This window comes from Streptomyces sp. NPDC034103, assembly GCF_055575395.1.
Genome location: NZ_JBVISS010000012.1, coordinates 78,913 through 96,818, shown reverse-complemented (window position 1 = coordinate 96,818; position 17,906 = coordinate 78,913). Strand labels below are relative to the sequence as shown.

At 75.0% G+C, this 17,906-nt stretch carries 15 protein-coding genes; 13 read left to right on the top strand and 2 right to left on the bottom strand.

All coding sequences use genetic code 11. The annotated features are described in order from the left end of the window. The first annotated feature begins 74 nt into the window (after positions 1-74). From ACZ56U_RS26740 to ACZ56U_RS26680, 13 genes are all read left to right on the top strand, one after another. On the top strand, positions 75-941 hold the full coding sequence (locus ACZ56U_RS26740) for an effector-associated domain EAD1-containing protein (protein WP_469086518.1): 867 nt from the start codon (positions 75-77) through the stop codon (positions 939-941). Continuing rightward, the gene (locus tag ACZ56U_RS26735) at positions 938-1,693 is read left to right on the top strand and encodes a hypothetical protein (protein ID WP_469086517.1); all 756 of its coding nucleotides are present in this window, start codon (positions 938-940) and stop codon (positions 1,691-1,693) included. Before ACZ56U_RS26740 ends, ACZ56U_RS26735 begins: the two co-directional genes overlap by 4 nt. Beyond that, positions 1,690-2,970: a HesA/MoeB/ThiF family protein gene (locus ACZ56U_RS26730; RefSeq protein WP_469086516.1), complete on the top strand. Its 1,281-nt coding sequence runs from the start codon at positions 1,690-1,692 to the stop codon at positions 2,968-2,970. The genes ACZ56U_RS26735 and ACZ56U_RS26730 overlap by 4 nt, the downstream gene beginning before the upstream one ends. Further along, positions 2,967-4,424 carry a ubiquitin-conjugating enzyme E2 gene (locus ACZ56U_RS26725; RefSeq protein ID WP_469086515.1) on the top strand — a complete coding sequence of 486 codons (1,458 nt, stop codon included), beginning with the start codon at positions 2,967-2,969 and terminating at the stop codon, positions 4,422-4,424. Before ACZ56U_RS26730 ends, ACZ56U_RS26725 begins: the two co-directional genes overlap by 4 nt. Continuing rightward, entirely contained in the window at positions 4,414-5,454 is a 1,041-nt protein-coding gene (locus tag ACZ56U_RS26720; protein WP_469086514.1) for a JAB N-terminal domain-containing protein, read from the top strand. The genes ACZ56U_RS26725 and ACZ56U_RS26720 overlap by 11 nt, the downstream gene beginning before the upstream one ends. Further along, positions 5,402-6,304, top strand: coding sequence for a hypothetical protein (locus ACZ56U_RS26715; protein ID WP_469086513.1), 903 nt, complete (start codon positions 5,402-5,404; stop codon positions 6,302-6,304). Before ACZ56U_RS26720 ends, ACZ56U_RS26715 begins: the two co-directional genes overlap by 53 nt. Continuing rightward, the gene (locus ACZ56U_RS26710; RefSeq protein ID WP_469086512.1) at positions 6,301-8,232 is read left to right on the top strand and encodes an ATP-binding protein; all 1,932 of its coding nucleotides are present in this window, start codon (positions 6,301-6,303) and stop codon (positions 8,230-8,232) included. The genes ACZ56U_RS26715 and ACZ56U_RS26710 overlap by 4 nt, the downstream gene beginning before the upstream one ends. 262 nt (positions 8,233-8,494) lie before the next feature. Further along, the gene (locus tag ACZ56U_RS26705; RefSeq protein ID WP_469086511.1) at positions 8,495-9,649 is read left to right on the top strand and encodes an AAA family ATPase; all 1,155 of its coding nucleotides are present in this window, start codon (positions 8,495-8,497) and stop codon (positions 9,647-9,649) included. A gap of 62 nt (positions 9,650-9,711) precedes the next feature. Next, entirely contained in the window at positions 9,712-10,518 is an 807-nt protein-coding gene (locus tag ACZ56U_RS26700; RefSeq protein ID WP_469086510.1) for a hypothetical protein, read from the top strand. 3 nt (positions 10,519-10,521) lie between these two features. Then, the gene (locus tag ACZ56U_RS26695) at positions 10,522-10,818 is read left to right on the top strand and encodes a hypothetical protein (RefSeq protein ID WP_469086509.1); all 297 of its coding nucleotides are present in this window, start codon (positions 10,522-10,524) and stop codon (positions 10,816-10,818) included. Then, on the top strand, positions 10,815-11,699 hold the full coding sequence (locus ACZ56U_RS26690; protein WP_469086508.1) for a soluble NSF attachment family protein: 885 nt from the start codon (positions 10,815-10,817) through the stop codon (positions 11,697-11,699). Before ACZ56U_RS26695 ends, ACZ56U_RS26690 begins: the two co-directional genes overlap by 4 nt. Before the next feature lie 3 nt (positions 11,700-11,702). Continuing rightward, on the top strand, positions 11,703-13,400 hold the full coding sequence (locus tag ACZ56U_RS26685) for a hypothetical protein (RefSeq protein WP_469086507.1): 1,698 nt from the start codon (positions 11,703-11,705) through the stop codon (positions 13,398-13,400). Next, a complete protein-coding gene (locus tag ACZ56U_RS26680; RefSeq protein ID WP_469086506.1) occupies positions 13,397-16,576 on the top strand; it encodes a hypothetical protein in 3,180 nt (1,059 codons plus the stop codon). Before ACZ56U_RS26685 ends, ACZ56U_RS26680 begins: the two co-directional genes overlap by 4 nt. A gap of 50 nt (positions 16,577-16,626) precedes the next feature. Here ACZ56U_RS26680 and ACZ56U_RS26675 read toward each other — a convergent pair whose 3' ends face one another. Beyond that, the gene (locus ACZ56U_RS26675) at positions 16,627-16,839 is read right to left on the bottom strand and encodes a radical SAM-modified peptide, FtsH ternary system-associated (protein ID WP_469086505.1); all 213 of its coding nucleotides are present in this window, start codon (positions 16,837-16,839) and stop codon (positions 16,627-16,629) included. Next, on the bottom strand, positions 16,836-17,885 hold the full coding sequence (gene amrS, locus ACZ56U_RS26670) for an AmmeMemoRadiSam system radical SAM enzyme (RefSeq protein WP_469086504.1): 1,050 nt from the start codon (positions 17,883-17,885) through the stop codon (positions 16,836-16,838). The genes ACZ56U_RS26675 and amrS overlap by 4 nt, the downstream gene beginning before the upstream one ends. Positions 17,886-17,906 lie beyond the last annotated feature (21 nt).

Here is a 17,906-nt window from a genome sequence, read left to right as displayed (position 1 = left end):
TCCTGTTGGGGGAAGCCCAGTCGGAGATCGGGTCGGGCCGGTACAGTCGAGGAACGACGAGTAAGGGGGCGCTCGTGGCGGCACTGACGGCCGGACAGCTGTACCGCGACGGGGTGCTGCGTACCGTCGCCACGCTCTACGCCGATCCCGTCGAGGCCCAGCAGCTCCTGTACCGCCTCGGCGCCGACCCGGCGCGGCTGCCGCACTTCGGGGGCGCGCAGTCCCCGCTCAACACCTGGTTCGAGGTCTGCCGGAGGATCGAGCACGGGGCGTTCCGCTTCACCCTGGAGGACCTGCTCGCGGAGGCGGCGCGGGACTATCCGGGCAACCCGGCGCTGCGCCCGGCGGGTTCCGAGCCCGGTGCCCCGCCGGCCGAACTGACCGTGCTGTGCCTGCTCGCGGGGCCGAAGGAGGCGTCGAGACTCCAACTGCGCCAGGAACACCGCACGATCACCGAGGCGGCCCTGCGCGGCCGCGAACGCACCCTCGACATCCGGCTGTCGGCGGCGACCCGCCGGCAGGACGTGGTCCCGGCGCTCACCGAACACAAGCCGGACGTCCTGCACTTCGGCGGGCACGGCGCCCCGAGCGGCCATCTGCTGCTGGAGGAGGACGACGGCTCGGTCGCCCCGGTCGCCGCCGAGGCCCTCGCCGCGGTCCTCGAGGCCGTGGGCGGAGTGACCGTCGTCGTCCTCAACGCCTGCCATCTCGGCCGCTACGGAGAAGTGCTCGGCGCACACGCGCAGGAGGTCATCGGCTCCCCCGAACGGCTCGCCGACCAGGACGCGCTGGCCTTCTGCCGGGGCTACTACGCGGCGCTCGCCCTCGGCGCGTCCTGGCAGGGCGCGTTCGACCGGGGCCGGGCGGCCGCCGGTCTGGGCCCGCGCGGACTGCCGGACCTGCGGCGCCTGGTGCGCACCCGGGAGGGCGACACGGTATGACGGACCCGCGGCCCCGCACCATCAGCGTGCACGTCCCGCGGGGCGTGAACGTGGCCGAGCGGCGCCGCCGCAGCCAGGAACGGGAACGTGCGGAGACCGGGGCGGCGACCGCCGACGGCCCGAGCGAGGCCGCGTACGCCTTCCTGCTCGGCCAGGCGGGCGGGCGCCGCGACTCCGAGGCCCTGGCCGACCGGTACGACGAGCCGGGCGCGGAGGTCACCGTCGTCACCTCGCAGTTGCTGCGCAAGCTCGGTTCGGCCGGCACCACCTGCCCTGTCTGCCACCACTCCTTCCGCCTCGGCGAGCAGATCTCCATCGAGCGGGCCGAGAAGCGCACGGAGAGCGATCCCGGGGTGGTGCTCAAGCACCGCAGCCGGCTCCTGGACTGCCTCAACCCCGAGGCCCTCGACCAGTCCTCCGCGACGGCCGCGCAGTTCCACGCGGGGCTCGACGAGGCCAACCCGCCACCGCCGGAGCTGTGCACGGTACGGCTGTACCGCGACCACCCCTTGCTGCGGCTGCACCCCACCCCGGGCGACGGCGCACCCACCCGCCACCGGTGCTGGGTCTGCGGCCACACCTTCCGCCCCGACGAGGTGGTCATCCACTGCACCTGCTCACCGCACGCCCCGACCTGCGCCAGCGCCGTCCACCGCGACCCCGACCACGGCCTGGTCTGCTACGACGACTGGAGGGCCCAGCATCCGGGAGTGCCCTGCCTGATGCTCAACTCCCTGCGGGACAGCCGGTGAACGGGGCGGAGGGGCGAGCGGCGGCTACCGGGGACGCGGGGCGACAGGCGGCCGGGGACGAGGAGCCCCCAGCGGACGGGACCGCACGGCACCCGGCGCCCCGACAAGCTCAGCGACCGCCGGCCGACTCTGCGCAACTCCCCTCCGGCGAGGACCGGTTCGAGCGGCATGCCCTGATCCCCGGCTGGGACCAGCGGCGGCTCGCCGGGGCGACCGTCGTGCTGGCGGGGGCGGGCGCCCTGGGCAACACGGTGGCCCAGACGCTCGCCCTGGCCGGCCTCGGCCGCCTGGTGGTGTGCGACCCGGACACGGTCGCCGTCAGCAACCTCAGCCGCTGTCCGCTGTTCCGTCCCGCGGACGTGGGCCGGCCCAAGGCGCGGGTGCTCGCCCAGGCGCTGTCCGACCTCGCCCCCGGCACGACGGTGGAGGCGCGTGAGGCGCCCCATGTCTCGGGTGCCGGACTGGCCGAACTGCGCGACGCGGCCCTGGTGGTGAGCGCGCTGGACAGCCGGGCGGCCCGGATCTCGCTCGCCGGGCGGTGCACGCTCGCCGGGACGGGAATGCTCGACGGCGGTACCCACGTGTGGGGCGGTGAGGTCTCCTGGTGGCCACCGGGCGGCCGCTGCTGGGCGTGCGGCCTGAACCCGGCCGAGCGGGCGGTACGGGACGACCCCTGGTCGTGCGCCGCGCCCGGTCCGACCGACGCGGTGGGCGCCTCCGCCCCGGTGTCCGCGCTGGTCGGCGCCTGGCTGGCGAACTTCGCCGTACGACTGCTACTGGGGCTGTCCGTACCGGAGGCGCCGCTGCGGATCGACGCCGCCGGCCTCGCCGTCCCCCTGTCCGGGACCGCGCCGCGCGGGCACCCCGAGCCCGAGTGCCCGCTGCACGAGCGGCTTCCCGACGACGTCCCGGTGCTGCCCCTCGGCCAGGACGCCACGGTGGAACGGCTGTTGAGCCATGTCGGCATGCACGAAGAGCCCCTCACCTGGGCAGGATTCAGCAGGCCGGTGCGGCGGCGGGCGGCGGTGCCCGCCATCACGTCCCGGCTGCGGTCCGCGCCTGCCTCGGCGCGGCTGAGCGCACTGGGGGTGGCGCCACGCGAGGTACTGCCCGTGGCCCGGCGGGACGGATCGGGGCTGCGGTATGTCGAGTTGGCGGGGTGGGCCGGTGACGAGGGCGCGCCGCGCGGCGACTTGGCCGAGCCGGCGCCCGAATCCGGTGAGCGGCCAGGTGAGTCGGCGCGGGGACGCCGGGTGACGACGGAGGGGGTCCGGTGAGGGACGAGCTGTACAACGAGCTGGAGCGGGTGATCAACCCCCGGGAGGGCGAGATCATCCTGCGGACCATCGGCTTCCCCGAGGCCCGGCTGCCGTCGGTGGACGCGACCGCCCGGGTCTACTGGTCCGAGGCGCGCCGGCTGATCGACGCCGGGGTGCTCGTGGACGGCGAGGCCCTGCTGGCCCGCGCGGTGCACAACGAGTACCCGGGCAACACCCTGTTCAGTGCCTCGGTCGAGGCGCTGGAGCCGGTCACCGCGCCACCGGCGCCGCACCGCGCCGAAGTCCACGCACCGCGCTCCGGCCCGGTGCCTCACGCGGAGCCGGGCCCGGAGGCCTATCCCACACTGGTCTTCGTGTGCAGCACCCACCACGCGGACTTCATCGACGAGGTGCGCGACCTCGACCCGCGCGCCGAGCTGTTCTTCGTCAGCCAGGGCGAGGACGCCCAGGTGGGACAGATCGCGATGTCCCTGACCGCAGAGCTGACGGACAGCCAGATAGACGGACTGCGCGCCGACTTGGTCGCCACCGGCGCCCCGCCGGACCTGGAGATACTCCAGGAGGTGTACGACCACCGCCCGTATCTGCTGGAGGCGCTCCGGGTCAACGGCCCCGACCAGCAGCCGTACGACCTGGCGGGCGTACCGTCGATCACGCCGGTGCGGGACATCGCCGCGGCCGTACTGGCCCACTACGAGGGCCGGATGGGCCGTCGCCCGCGCACGGTCGTCGACCACCAGCAGTCGGACGGCAGCTTCCACCGCCTGGACCCGGCGCAGTCCCTGCACGACGCCGGGGTCCGTGAGGGGGAGACCCTCAACGTCTATCCCGAAGCGACCGCGGGCAACGCCCAGTTGCGGATGCAGGCGATCATCCGGGTCCGCGAGGAGATGTACCGCTACGCGGACCAGCACACGGACTTCGAGATCGTCGACACCGACGACCCGGAGTTCCCCACCGACTACGAGATCCGCTTCAAGGGACCCGGCCTGCGGCTGCCGGACCAGCACAGCGCGCACACCCTGCCGCGTCCGGAGCGTCAGGAGAAGCACAACGCGCTGATCCTGCTGGGCCCGGACTTCCCGCTGGTCGCCCCGGCCGTCTTCTGGCTGAGCCCGATCTTCCACCCGAACATCAAGGGACCCGATCCGCAGTACCCCCAGGCCGAAGGAGCGGTGTGCCTCGGCGTGCTGGCCCACTCCTGGCGGCCCGCCCTCGACTTCGGTCAGCTGTGCCAGATGCTCGTGGACATGGCTGGGTATCGTAACTACGAGATCACGGACAGCTTCAACCCCGTCGCGGCGTACTGGGCCCTGACCGAGGAGGGCGCGGCCATGATCGAGGCCCTCGGGGGCAAGCCGCCGGTGGCGGCCCCGCCTCCCGACGACGGCGCGCCGCGCGTGGGCGCCTTGCGCATACGGCCCACGGACGGGGTGGCGGATGGCACTTGACGTCGAGCTCTTCCGCGGCGAGGCACGGCAGTTGGTGCACACCGAACCGCTGATCGCGCTGCTCAAGCCGGCCTTCGAGGCGGAGACGGCACCGTTCGGGGGCCGCCCCCGCTTCACCCTGATGCTGCGCAACGACCCCGGCCCCGACGCCTACCACGGAGACCTGCACCTCACCAACCTCCGGGCCGACTTCGGATACATCCATGTCGCCATCCGGATGGACGGCCGGGTGGTCCACCAGAAGCCCTACTCGGTGAACGGTCTCGTCGGCCCGATCCTCGCCCGGCTGGCCCGCGAGATCGCCCCCGAGGAGCGCCACTGGGCGTTCCGCATCGCGGGCCTGCCCTCGCCCGAGGACGCGTCCGAGGGCGGGACGTCGGCCCAGCGGCTGCCCCCGGTGGTGGACGGCACGGACGACATCGACGTCTCCCGCTCCACCCGGCTGGCGTTCGGCATCCGTCCGGCGGCCGAGCCCCAGATCCCGCTGCTGGACCTGGCGGAGTACGGGGTCGAACTCACCGACACCGAGGCCCCGGTGACCGTGCTGCTCGGTACCGGGGTGCGACGGCGGCTGATGGAGATGGAGCTGTCGACCGAGATCGAGGAGGGCGGGTTCCTCATAGGGCGGGCCTTCCGTCGGACGGACGCCCCGAAACTGCACGCGGTGATCGTCGACGAGGTGCTCCCGGCCGAGCACTCGGGGGCCTCGCTGACGCACTTCACGTTCACCGGTGACTCGTTCGGGGCGATGAACCGGACCCTCGGCGACCGGCAGCTCGTCGGCTGGTACCACACGCACCTGTTCCAGACCGAGCGCACCATCGGCCTCTCCCGCACCGACGTCGACCTGCACCGGGACACCTTCCGGCGCCCCTGGCAGGTGGCCGCCCTCATCAACATCACGGCGCGGCGGCGGATCCTCACCTGCTACGCCTCCTCCGACGACTGGATGGCCCCCTGCCCGATCCGGAACCTCGATGACGACGCTGACGAACGCCGTAGTACGCATCCTTCACTGGGCCATCACTGAGCCGGCGCCCGGCGGCCTACCGGCACCGCCCCCGACCACCTCGGCCCGGCCGCACGGCACCGCGGACGATCCCGTCGCCCTGCTGGAGCGGCTGGCCCGGATCACCGCCGCCCGGCTGCACCTGTCCGACCCGCCGCTCGGTGACCGCGGGCCGACCGGCCTGGAGCCGCTGATGATCGCCGCCGCACTGGCTCTGAGGGACGACCCGGCGACCGCCCGCCAAGTCCTGTTCGGGGTGAGCGGTTCGGGCACCGTACGGGATCTGATGTGCCGTCATGGGCTGGTCGGGCGAGCCCTGTCGGCGACCCCGGTCGACCCCGGGCTGCGCACGGAGTTGCTGCGCGCCTCCCCCGTCACCGCTCTCTTCGACCATCCCCCGCCGGACCTGCGGGAGCGCTGCGGACAGTTGCTCGACCGGTTCCTCGACAACGCGGAAGGGCGGCGCACCGCGGTCGCGGCCCTCGCCGCACCACCGTCCGCACCGGAGACCGCCCGCCACCGGGCGGCGCTGCTGCGCGGGTTCCGCTTCACACCGGGGGAGAGAACAGTCGTGTACGAGGTGTACGAGACGGCGCTGCTGCACCATGGCGAGCACTACCACCGACGCACCGACGACCTGCGGGAGTTGGCGCGCGACAACCCGGCGCGGCTGCTCGCGGACGACGACCGCGGCCGGTGGGCGCGGGCCATGCTCGACTGGTGGGAACCCCTGGCCGTCCTCGCCGCCCGCCACCCCGAGGAGTTGCGCCACCGCAGGATGCTCCGGGGGTACCGCATGGGCGTGTCGCTGCACCGCGTCTACGGACGGGCGCGGGAGTTCGAGGGACTGCGCGAGGTGGTGGACCGATGACCCGACCCCTGCGCCTGGCCACCGCCGACCACGGCGACCGGATGGACCTGCTCGGTGCCGCGGGCGACCGGACCCTGCGGGAGGTCCTGGCCTCCTGCGAGGTGTGGCTGCTCGACCCGCTCGACGCGGAACTGCTGGAGCGGCCCTGGTCGGAGTTCGGCGCCGACATCCGGCTGCGGAGCGAACTCGCCCCGGGCACACCCCTGTTCGCGCCGCCCGGGGTGCGGTCGCTCGTCAAGGACGAGCCGGCACCCGAGACCGCCGGCGCGCACCCCCCGGCCGCCGGTGAGCAGCCCTCAGCCACCGGTGTCGAGTCCCCCGTCACCCCTGGACCCGCCGGCCACCCGGAGCGGATCACCGACGCCGAGGCCGTCCGCCTCGCCTACTACCCGCAGATCGAGGCGGTCGCCTCCCTGCTGCGCAGCGGCCTGCCCGTCCTCGTCATCAGCGAGAAGCTGGTCGTGACCCACCTGTGGGAGGAGATGGTCACGCTCGCCGGATGCCGCGGCATCCGCCTGGACGACGACTCGGCCGAGGACGGCGGCAGCGGCGGGGGCCCCGGCGGCGGACGCGGTGGCCGCCCCTCCGACGATCCGGTCGCGGACATGTCCGCCGCGTCGATGAACACCCGCCAGCGCCGGCTGGCCCGACTCCGCGTCCAGCTGGAGGAGTTGAAGGAGGGCGACGTCATCGTCCTGACCCATCTGGACCTGCTGGCCGGCAGCGCCGACCTCGGCCGCCACGCCGAGGCCCGCGAGCTGGTCGAGCTGCTGTACGCCTTCCCGGACCAGCTGGTCCTCGCCTTCGCCGACCCGACCCTGGAACTCCCGCCGGTACTGGCCGAACGGTTCAGCTCCCGGATGACTCTCAGCGGACTGCCGCCGAAGATCGACGCACCGGAGCACGCGGCGACCCCGCTGGGCGTCGCGCTGGTCACCCGGGAGGAGGCCGAGACCTTCGTGGGGTTCGATCCGCGCGAGTTCTACAAGCACGTCGCCGGCATGAACCCCGTACGGCTGCGGCAGGCCATGCGGTACGCCCACGAGCGGCACCGCGATCTGCGGGACCGCGCCACGCACCACGACCTGCGGTCGACCCTGCTGACCTTCAAGGCTCAGCAGTCCTCGCACTTCGAGGTGCCGAACGTGACGCTGGACGACATCGGCGGCTACGAGGAGGTCAAGGCGGAGATCGCGCGGACGCTGGCCATCATCAGCGGCGCCCAGAGCCTCCCCGACGACATGGAGGAGGTGCGCTCCGAACTGGTGCCCCGCGGCATCATCTTCTACGGTCCGCCCGGCACCGGAAAGACCCTGTTCGCCAAGGCCATCGCCAACGGCATGAACGCCACCATCCAGGTGGTGTCGGGGCCCGAGGTCACCGACATGTACGTCGGCGAGAGCGAGCGCAAGGTCCGCGAAATCTTCGCCTCCGCGCGACGCAGCGCACCCTCCGTGATCGTCTTCGACGAGATCGACGCGATCACCATGGAGCGCAGCAGCCGCCCGGACGGCGGCACCCGGGCCGGCAACAGCGTGGTCGCGCAGATCCTCACCGAGATGGACGGCTTCCGGCCCGAGGTGCCGATGCTGGTGGTCGGCACCACCAACCGCATCGACATCATCGACAAGGCGCTGCTGCGGCCGAGCCGCTTCCGCTCGATCGCCATCTCGCTGCCCGACGTGTCGGCCCGCCGCGCGATCCTGCGCCACCACGCCCAGCGCTACCACATCTGCCTGGACGACGAGGTGCTGGAGCTGATGGCCGACGCCACCGCGGGCCGCAACGGCGACGAGCTGCGCTCGCTGATGCGGGACGCGTTCGTCGGCCGGCACATGCACGGCATCGAACCGGACGCGCGCCGCCTGGGCTGGCTGGTGGGCCGGCTCCAGCAGGGACGCCTGGAAATGATCTCGGAGCGCCGATGACCGCGCCGCAGCACTCCCGAAGGGCCGATGCCTCCGCCCCGCCGCCGCACCCGGGGGCGCATGCCCCGGCCCCGGTGCCACACCCGGGGCAGCTCCGCCCCCCGCACTCCCGGCGGGCCCATGGCCCCGCCCCCGCCGCCACGCTCCCCCCGGAGGGCCCATGACCACCACCCCCACACGCCCGGAGGGCCCGTGATCACCACCGCCACACCCCCGGAGCGCCCATGACCACCACCCCCATCACCGCGCCCCCGGAGGGCCCATGACCACCACCCCCGCCCCCGCGTGGAGCGAGGAGGACCTGTCCGCCGTGCGGCGGCTCAAGGCGCTCGGGCGCAGCGTGGAGCAGCACTTCGTGGGGCGGCGGCTCGCCCTGGACCTGCTGGAGGTCGCGGTGATCGCGCATGAGCACGTGCTGCTGCTCGGCCCGCCCGGCACCGGCAAGACGGACCTGGTCAGCCGGTTCGCCGCGGGTCTGGGGGGCCGCCCCTTCGTCCGGCTGCTGACCCGGTTCACCGAGCCGGCCGAGCTGTTCGGGCCGATGGACGTCGCTGCCTTCCAGGCCGGCGCCCAGTACCGGTTCCGTACCGAGGGCATGCTGCCGACGGCGCGGATCGCGTTCCTCGACGAGATCTTCCAGAGCGGCAGCCCGATCCTCAACACCCTGCTGACGGTGATGAACGAGCGGGTCTTCCACAACGGCCACGACATCGAGTCCGTCCCGCTCATCACCCTCGTCGGCGCCGCCAACAGCCTGCCGCAGGACCCGTCCCTGCTGGCCTTCGCCGACCGGTTCCTGCTGCGGCTGACGATCCCGCCCGTGGCCGGCAACCGACTGGACGAGCTGCTCGCGAAGGGGGCCGCGCCGGGCCGCGCCGCTGACGGTGAGGCGCACAGCTGGATCGACCCGGCCGCCCTGGGCCGGCTCGGCCGTCAGCTGGCGCACGCCGATCTCACCGCGATCACCCCCGAGTACGCCGAACTCGTCCGCGAACTCCTCGGACAGGGCGTGACGTTGTCGGACCGCCGGGTCGTCCGCGGACTGCGCCTGGTGGCGGCCGCCGCGCTGCGGGCCGAGCGGGTACGGGCCGAACCCGCCGACCTGTGGCCGCTGGAGCACTTCTGGTCCGACCCGTCGCATGCGACGGTGGTCCGGGAGGCGGTACGGCGCCGTACCGGCGGGCCGGGCGAGGATCCCGACGAGCCGGCCCGTGCCGCGCGGCGCCTGGTCTCCGAGGCCCGGATCCTCGGACGTCAGGTCCACGCCGGCGCACCGCCCGCCGCGGTGGAACGGGTGCTGCGGCAACTCAACGCCCTGAGAATGGAGTTGAGACACGCGGTGCCGGGCGACCAGGAGGCCCAGGGGGAGGTCGCGCGTATCATTGACGAGACTCTGAAACTGCTGGACCAGGGCTGACGCACACCGAAGGGCGCGCCTCAGGCACGCCCCGCTGTGGACATGAGGGGGGCTGCGGCCAGATGTGCAATCCGCGCAGGGTCCGTGTCGAGGCCACCCGGGAAGTCGTCGAGGCGTGGGAACTCGCCCTGGAACGCCGCGTCGGCGCGAGCGACTCCGTGGTCAGCGAGCTGGAGGTGCGCCATCCCTTCGGCGGCACGCTCGGCCGGGCCACCCGCCTGGTCTTCGAGCGCACGCTCGCCACGGCCGAGGACTGGCACGAGGAACACGGCGGCCATGTACTGACCTTGCCGGACGGCCGGGTCCGCTACGACCCCGGCACCGGCGAACTCGTCGTCACCGCCCGCCTCGAGGACACGGTGACCGTCGAGGGTCACGCCGCCGAGACCCTGCGGGGTGCGGTGCGGGAAGAGGCCACGGGCAGCGCCGAAGGACGGTACTACGCCGACGGGTTCGCCGGTCGGACCCTCGAAGTGGCCGAGCGCGAGGCGCAGGTGGCGGCCGAGGCGGACGCGGTGCGCCGGGCACGCGAACTGGCGGGGCGGCTGCGGATGCAGGCGGACCAGGAGTCCGCGACCGCCGCCGCGGCGGCGGAGTCCCGGCTCCAGCAGGCCGCCCACGCCGACGCGCGCGACCGGCTGGCCGAGGAGCGTGAGCGGGTACGTGCCGAGCTCGACACCCGCAACCGGCAGCGCCTCGCCACGCTCGGCCGGGACGGACTGCGGGCCGTCAACGGCGTGCTGGCCACCGCCTACCGGCAGGCGCTGCTCGACTTCGCCCGGCAGCACGGCGCGACCGGGGTCCGGCACGAGGAGTCCGAGGACGGCATCGATATCGAGTTCGAGCTCGACCTCGGAAGGGAGAACTGACCGATGCGGGTGCGGGTGCGGTTCCGGTTCAACACGGACACCGGAGAGGTCGAGTTGTTCCAGGTGGACGACGTCGGCGACGGCTCCGGGCCCGAGCACGAGGCCGAGCACGACCGGATCAGCGCCGAACTCGGGCGGCTCCTGGCCCGCCGGCCCGACGTCGAGGAGGTCTCACCGCTCGAGGAACCGCCGCTGTGGCGGCACGACCCGCGGTCCACGGCCGCACCGCGGACCTCGCGCGCGGAGACCGAGGACGAGGAGACCGAGGGTTCCGCGTCGGGTGAGCAGGAGCGGTCGTGAGCCGGCGCACGCGGCTGCTGCTCAAGGCCGCGCGCTGCTACTCCGAGGCCCAGGCGCACTCCGAGGCCGCCCGCTGCTACGACCTCCTCGGCTGGCAATGGTCGGCCGCCGACGCCTACCAGCGCGCTGGCGACCTGGAGCACGCTGCCCGCACCTACCGCCAGGCCGGGCACCCCGAGCAGGCCGCCCGCTGCTACCGCCTGCTCGGCCGGCCCGAACTCGCCGCCCGCTGCTGGCAGGAGCGGGGCCACCCCCTCGAAGCGGCCTGGGAACTCCTCCTGGCCGGCGAGATCCCCGAGGCCCGGCATCTGCTGGCGACCGCCGGCGCCGTCGGCAAGGGACCGCAGCAGCTGCGTCTCGCCCTCGCCCGCGCCCTCACCGACCGCCTCGGCGGCGGCCCCGCCGGCCCCCTGCTCGACCTCTTCCCCCGCGTGGAGGCCCGGCTGCCCACCCTGGCCGCCCGCTCGGAACGCCGCCTGCTGCTGGACTGGGGCGTCGAGGCCGCGGACCGTGTCGAACGCTTCGACTGGGGTGCCCGTCTGTTCCGCGCGGCCTATGACGGCCAGGGGGGCGACGACGTCCTGCGCACCTGGCGCGACTGGGCCACCACCCGCCTCGGCTCGGCGGCGTGGCTCCCCTCACCCCCCACGCCCTCACCCCCCACGCCCGCCCCCGCCCCGGCCCGCCGCCCGGCTCCCGAAGCCGCGCCACCTCCCCGGTCCGGACCCCGACCACCCTCGGCCCCCGAGGCCCCGGCCCCCCTCGCCCCCGGCGCCCGACCGCCGTCGCGCCCCGACGTCCCGCACCACCCCGCCCCCGGCACCCGACCACCCTCTGGAGCGCCCCCCGTTCCGGCCGTCGACCGGGCAGAGGGTCGCTGACCGATGGACCGCCCCGAAAGCCCCCTGCGGCGGCTGCTCAACCGGATCAACCCCGACAACGGCGCCGCCGAGAACGGCGCGACCGCCGCTCCGCCGACCCCGCTCGTCGCCCGGCCGGCGTCCCGCGCCGCACCCGTGCCGGTGCCTCCCGCGCCCCCGCCCCGTACGCCCGGTGGCCAGCAAGACCACGGCATCCGCTTCAGCGTCCGCCCGGCGCGTCCCCCGGCCACGGACGCCGCGGAACCGATTCCGCCGGTGCCGTACTCCCCGCCCCCCGCCGTCGAGTGGCGGGTCGCCGGCCGCTTCCCGGCCCCGCACCGGGCGCTCGGCGCCATCGAGGCGCTCCGGCGCGCGGGGGCCATGGAATGGAGCTGTCACGAGGAGCCCGGCGGCGAGGCGGTCTGGCTGCTCAGTGCCATCGGCCCGGCCCTCGGCACCGAGCTGCTGACCCTGCATGGCGCCACGGTCCGGCCGATGCTCGCGGACACGGCGGCCGACGTGACGGCCTGGCCCCGGCTCGACGTGGTGGACCTCGTCTCCCGGCTACCGCTCACCCCGCCCGGCACCACGGACCACCGCACCCTCCATGTGCTCACCGCACCGAAGTTGCTCCCCTCGGTCGTCCGCCAGGCCCTCGCGTTCGGCGTGGAGGTGTCGACACTCGCGGTCCGCGTGCGGTACCTGACGGGGACGGACTCGACGGAACGGCACACGACACTGGTGGTGTTGGAGGGGTCCGACACGGTCCCGCACGCCCTGACCGTGGCCCTGTCCGCACTCCCCCGCACCTCGGTGTGCCGTGCGGTCGCGGCCTGCGAGCGGCTGCTGCTGGACGTACGACTGCACTGTCCCGTCTCCGACGACTTGCTGTACTCCCCAGTCCCCGAGGGGGAGTTGTGGCTCGTCGGCGATCGCGCGGAGTGGCCCGCGCTACGGCTGGAGCCCCTCGGTCCGCCCACCCCCGTCCCGGCCGAACTGGTCGGCGTCCCCTCCGAACCGCCGTACACGTCCCGCCGGTTGCCGGAGGGGGCGCGCGAACCGTCGGTGGAGGTGCGGGTCGTGGCGGACGCGACCGCCGACACCTCGGTGGACGCCGTGCTGCTGCACGACGACGAACTGCCTCTGCTGCGACGCTATCTGCCGGGCCGCCCGCTGGGCGAGGCCGGGTTCCTGCTGCCGGGGCCGGGGTGCCATCTGCTCCTGGAGCCGGTGGGACTGGCCCGTGACCTGCCCTTCGGCGTTCCGCTGCGCCGACTCGGGCCCGGCAGCCTGTTCCTGGAGTCCGGGCACACCCTGGCACCGCCGCTGCCGCCGTCGGCCCGCGCCCGTCTCTTCGCCCTGGACGACGAGTCGGCCGTGGTCTGCCGACGCGGCGGCCGGCATCGCTTCCCACTCTCCCCGATGGTCCCCCTGTGGACCCTGTGGGCCCCGCCCGGACCCGTCGAGGTGTCCGCCGGGCTCTCCGAGGCGGGCCGTGAACTCCTGGACGCCCTGGAGTCGTTGGCGGGGCCCGCCCCCGCCCCGCACCCCACCGGGCAGGCCGCCGTACACGACCCCGGTGAGGCTCTCGAACGCGCCGCCCGCCTACGTGCCCTGGGCGACCACGAGGGCGCGGCCGAGGCGTACCGCTCGGCGGGCGACCTGCTGGAGGCGGCGCGGCTGTACGAGGTGGCGGCGCTGCACACGGCGGAGGAACCGTGACCGCGGCCCCGCCCCAGGGCCCCCCGCCCGACACCCCGCCTCAGAGCCCACCACGCGACACCCCGCCCCCGGCCCCCGACACCCCCGCCCCCCGCCGTCTGCTCTCCCTCGCCGGCGACGCCGCCTGTACCGGTCTCTCCCGTGACGGCACCGCGTTCCTCCAGCTCGCCGAACACGCCCTGACCTGCCGTGACGACACCGGGCGGGTGCTGTGGTCGGTACCCGGGCGGGGGACGCCGGACGCGGTGGCGTGGGGGCCGGACGGCGGTGAGGTGTTCGTGCTGCGGGGCGGCCGGGTCGAGGTGTACGACGGGGACACCGGAGGTGCCGCCGACGACGGGTTCCCGGTTCCCGCGGGCACGCGCACCCTCGCGGTGTCGCCCGACGGCCTGTGGGTGGCCTGCGCCGGCGACGGCGTGCTGGTCCACCACCGGGGCACCCTCGCCGCGTCGGCGCTGCCCACCGTGGACCCCGTGGTCGCGCTGGCCTGGGACCCGCGGGGCCGCCAGTTGTGCCTGGCCACCGCCACCGCGCTGCAGTTGTGGAGCGTCCTGCCGGTCCGGATGGACTTCGCGCCCCGCACCGGCCGCAGCGGCGTCACCGCGCTCGCCTGGTCCCCGGACCGGGACGCGCTCGCCTTCGCGGACGCGGCCGGCGTCCATCTGGTGGACCGCGCCTCGGGCCGCCCGCTCGCGACCGCCGCGATGCCCGGTGCCGTCGTCGGCATGGGGTTCAGCCGGACGGGACGCTTCCTGGTCACCGCCACGGACCAAGGGGCGCTCCTCGTCCTGGACCGCACCCTCGAACCCGTCACCCACCTGCCCGTCCGGGCCACCTCCCCCCGTGACCTGAGCGTGTCCCCCACCGGCCGGGTACTGGCGGGACCGGAGCTGTGGGAGCTGCCGGACGCGGCCCCCTGTCCCCCGGAACGCCGGGTCGGGGTGCGGCTGCGGAGCTGGGCCGCGATGATGTGCCGTTCCGTCGGCCGCGAGCTGCCGTCCCTGCGGGACCGCGCGCCCCGGATCGCGGGCCCGGCACTCCTGCACGACGGCGGGGACCGGCTGTGGGCCCCGGCCGTCGCCTGGTCGGCGCGGGACGGCCGCTGCGTGCTGGAGACGGAACCGGGCACCCTCACCGCCCGCACCCCGGGACGGTCCGGCCCGGACAGGACGGCCACGGCGGCCACCGGCCCCGGCGGCGCCCATGATCTGGAACTCTCGTCCGGCACACCCGAGTTGCTCGCCTGCGCCTCGCGTGACGGACTCACAGGGCTGACCGTCCTCACCCCGGACGACGGTGAGGTGCGCGCGGTCCTCCAGGGCGGCCAGGCACCCGCCTGGTGCCCGGCGCCGGCCGAGGGTACGGCGACCCTCGCGGTGCCCGAGCCCGGACACGCCCCGACCCATCTCTACGTGCACACCCTGACCTCCCGGGGCGCTCCGGTACGGCCGCCGCGGAGTCTGCACCTCCCCCAGGGCACCGGCCGCCCCGCCTGGTCCCCGGACGGGACGCTGCTCGCGGCCGGCACCGGCGGCGCGGTGGTGCTGTGGCACATGCCGCGCCTGGAACGGGCCCGCAGGCTGGCCCTGCCCTCCGGGTCGTTCGCGACCCGGGTCGCCTGGTCGCCGGACGGCAGCCGGCTGGCCGCGACCCCGCCCGCGGGACAGGGGCCGTTGGTGGTGTGGTCGACGCTCACCTGGCGGGTGCAGCGGGAGTTCGGCACCCCCGGCGGGCGGGGCTGGGCGCCGGCCCTGGCCTGGTCCCCGGACGGTTCGCTGCTCGCCGTGCCGGGTTCCGGCGAGACGGCCTCGGTGGTCGAGGTGTGGGACGTGGACCGAGGCACCTTGCTGACGGCCCTGGAGCCCGACGGTCCGCCGCCGGGGCCGGTGTGGTCGGTGCGCTGGTCCCCCGACGGACGCCGGCTGGCGACGACGTACAGCGGCGGCCGCAGCGTCCTGTGGGACGTGCTGACCTCCGAGGAGACCGCGGAGCCCGGGCCGCCGCTGCCCGAAACCCCCGAGTATCTGGCGGAGTTGGGGACCATGGCCGCCGCGGTCGAGGCCGCCGTACCGCTGGACGCCCTCGCGGACGTCTCGGCGCTGCTGCGCCCGGCGACGCCTCCCGGGCGGCGGCTGGTGCACCAGGGCCGGGCCGCCCGCGCGCTGCGGGACCTCGGCTGGCCACGTGCCGCGCATCCGGCGCTCAGCGCGGTGGTGGCCTCCCGGCTGCCGCCGGACGCGCGGTACGCCCCGCCGCCGGGCGTCCCGCTCCAGGAACTGCGTTCGACCCTGGAGTGGGGGCTGCGCGGCACCGGTGAGCCACCGGAGCGGCCTTCGGTGACCGGGGCGGCACTGGCCGCCGCACTCGACCGGGTACACCTCGAACTCCTGCCGCTGCTCGCCCTGTTGGGCCCGGACGCGGTGTGCCAGGACCCGGCGCTGCCGCTGCGGCTCGCGGACGGCCCCTGGGCCTCGGCGGCGGAGGCGGCCGCCCGGCTCCCCGGCCTGCCGTCGCGGTTGCCGGTGCCGCTCGGCGACGACGTCCCCGGCCCGACGAGCGCCGGGGCTCCGGCGCAGTGGTCCCGGCACGGCCCGCCGGACCGGCTCGTGCCGGGTCACCTGGCCCTCCCGGCGCCGCTGTTGCATGCCCTGTGGGCGCAGGACGCCCTGCTGTACCGGACCCGGCGCGGCCGGCCGCCGTGGACCGAGCGGGACGCCGTCCTCGTCCTCGACACGGGCGCCGCCGCCCTGGGACAGGTGGGCAGCTGTCTGCGGCTGTGCGCGCACCTGCTGGCGGCGGCGCTGCTGGCGGCCGAGCGGGCGGTGGCGCTGGTACGGCTGGACGGGCTGGGCGCGCCCCTGCGGCTGTCGTCCGCGGGGGATCTGCGCCACCTGTGGACGCCGGTCCCGCCCGAGCCCGCGGCTCCGGTGCGGGCGGCGGGTCTGGCCCGGGCGGCGGCGCGCGACCTGGCCGCGACGGACTCGGGCGAGCCCCGCACCCTCCTCCTGACCCACGCCCACGAGCCCCGGCTGCCCCTGCCCGGCGCGCTGACCCTGCGGGTCCACTATCCGCACCACCCGGTGCCGCCCGACGGTCCGGACACCTGGGTGCTCGCCCCGGAGCCGCACGGGGAGGAGCTGCGGCGGGTGCTCACGCGCATCCTGGGGCGGCTGTGAAGCAGGTAGTCCTCAGTCGGCGGCTCCCGACGGACACCTTCCCCGGGATGTCACCCGCACAGCATCTGCTCCACCGCCTCCGGCCCCATCCGCTCCAGCAGCGCCTCCAGCGTCTCCGGCCGGAAGGCGTCGCCCAGCACCTCGACGCCCTGCTCGTCCCAGGTGATCCGCAGCCGTACGAGCCGTCCCTCGGGATGGTCGTCGTACTCGGACGCGTCGATCAGGTCCGGCAGGTCCTCCACGAAGCGGTACTCGGTACTCATCCTCGGCTTCCCTCCAGTCGGTCCGCGTTCCACACACCGGCGATCCGCTCCCCGCATCCGGGGCAGCCCCCGTCCCGCACCCGGCTCTCGGCCTCCCCCCACACCCCGCGCGCGACGACCTCGGCACCGCAGCCCGGGCAGCGGGTGGCGCGCCCCTGGGCGCCGAGCGCCCGCTCGACGTACACGTACCGCAGTCCGGCCGCCCGGCCGATACGTACCGCTCGCGCCAACCGGGCCGGTGGGGTGGGGCGTTGGCGGCTCATTCGGTAGGTCGGGGTGAAGCGCGCCAGGTGCCAGGGGGTGTCGGGGCCGAGTCCGGCGACGAACTCGGCGATCCGCCCGAGCTGTTCGTCCTCGGCGCTGGTCCCGGGGATCAGCGGGGTGCTGACCTCAACCCACACCCCCGCCGCCCGCAGCGACCGCAGCGTGTCGAGGACCGGGGCGAGCGGAGCGCCGGTGAGGCGCCGGTGCGGTTCCTCGTCGGCGGCCTTGAGATCGACGTTGACGGCGGCGAGGACGGGCGCGAGGCGCCGCACGGCTTCGGGGGTGAGGAAGCCGTTGCTCTTCCAGAGCACGGGTACGCCCGACTCGGCCGCGTGCGCGCCGAGTTCCAGGGTCAGTTCGGCGGCGAGGGAGGGTTCGGAGTACGACAGGGCGATGCCCGCGCCCCGCTCGGCCGCCGTCCTGACCAGCGCCTCGGGGTCGGTGTCGCGCGCGCTGACGCGGCTGTCCGGGTCCCTGCCGTACTGGGAGAGGCGGTGGTTGACGCAGTAGTCGCAGCGGAAGGAGCAGCCCGGCGGGGCCAGGGTCAGCAGCGGCAGGCCGGGCCGGAAGTGGTAGAAGGGCTTGCGCTCCACCGACGACCAGTGCTCGACGGTGGTGGTGCGGGTCGCGGTGAGGACCAGGTCGCCCTCCCGGCGGCGGACCTTGCAGGCGCCGGTGTCGCCGTCGCGCAGCCGGCAGCGGAAGGGGCACAGGGTGCACTGGAGACCGCCCTCGACCGGACGGTAGAAGTCGGCCGGCTGCCAGGTGACGCCCCCGTCCACCGCATCCCCCGCTCCCGGGCA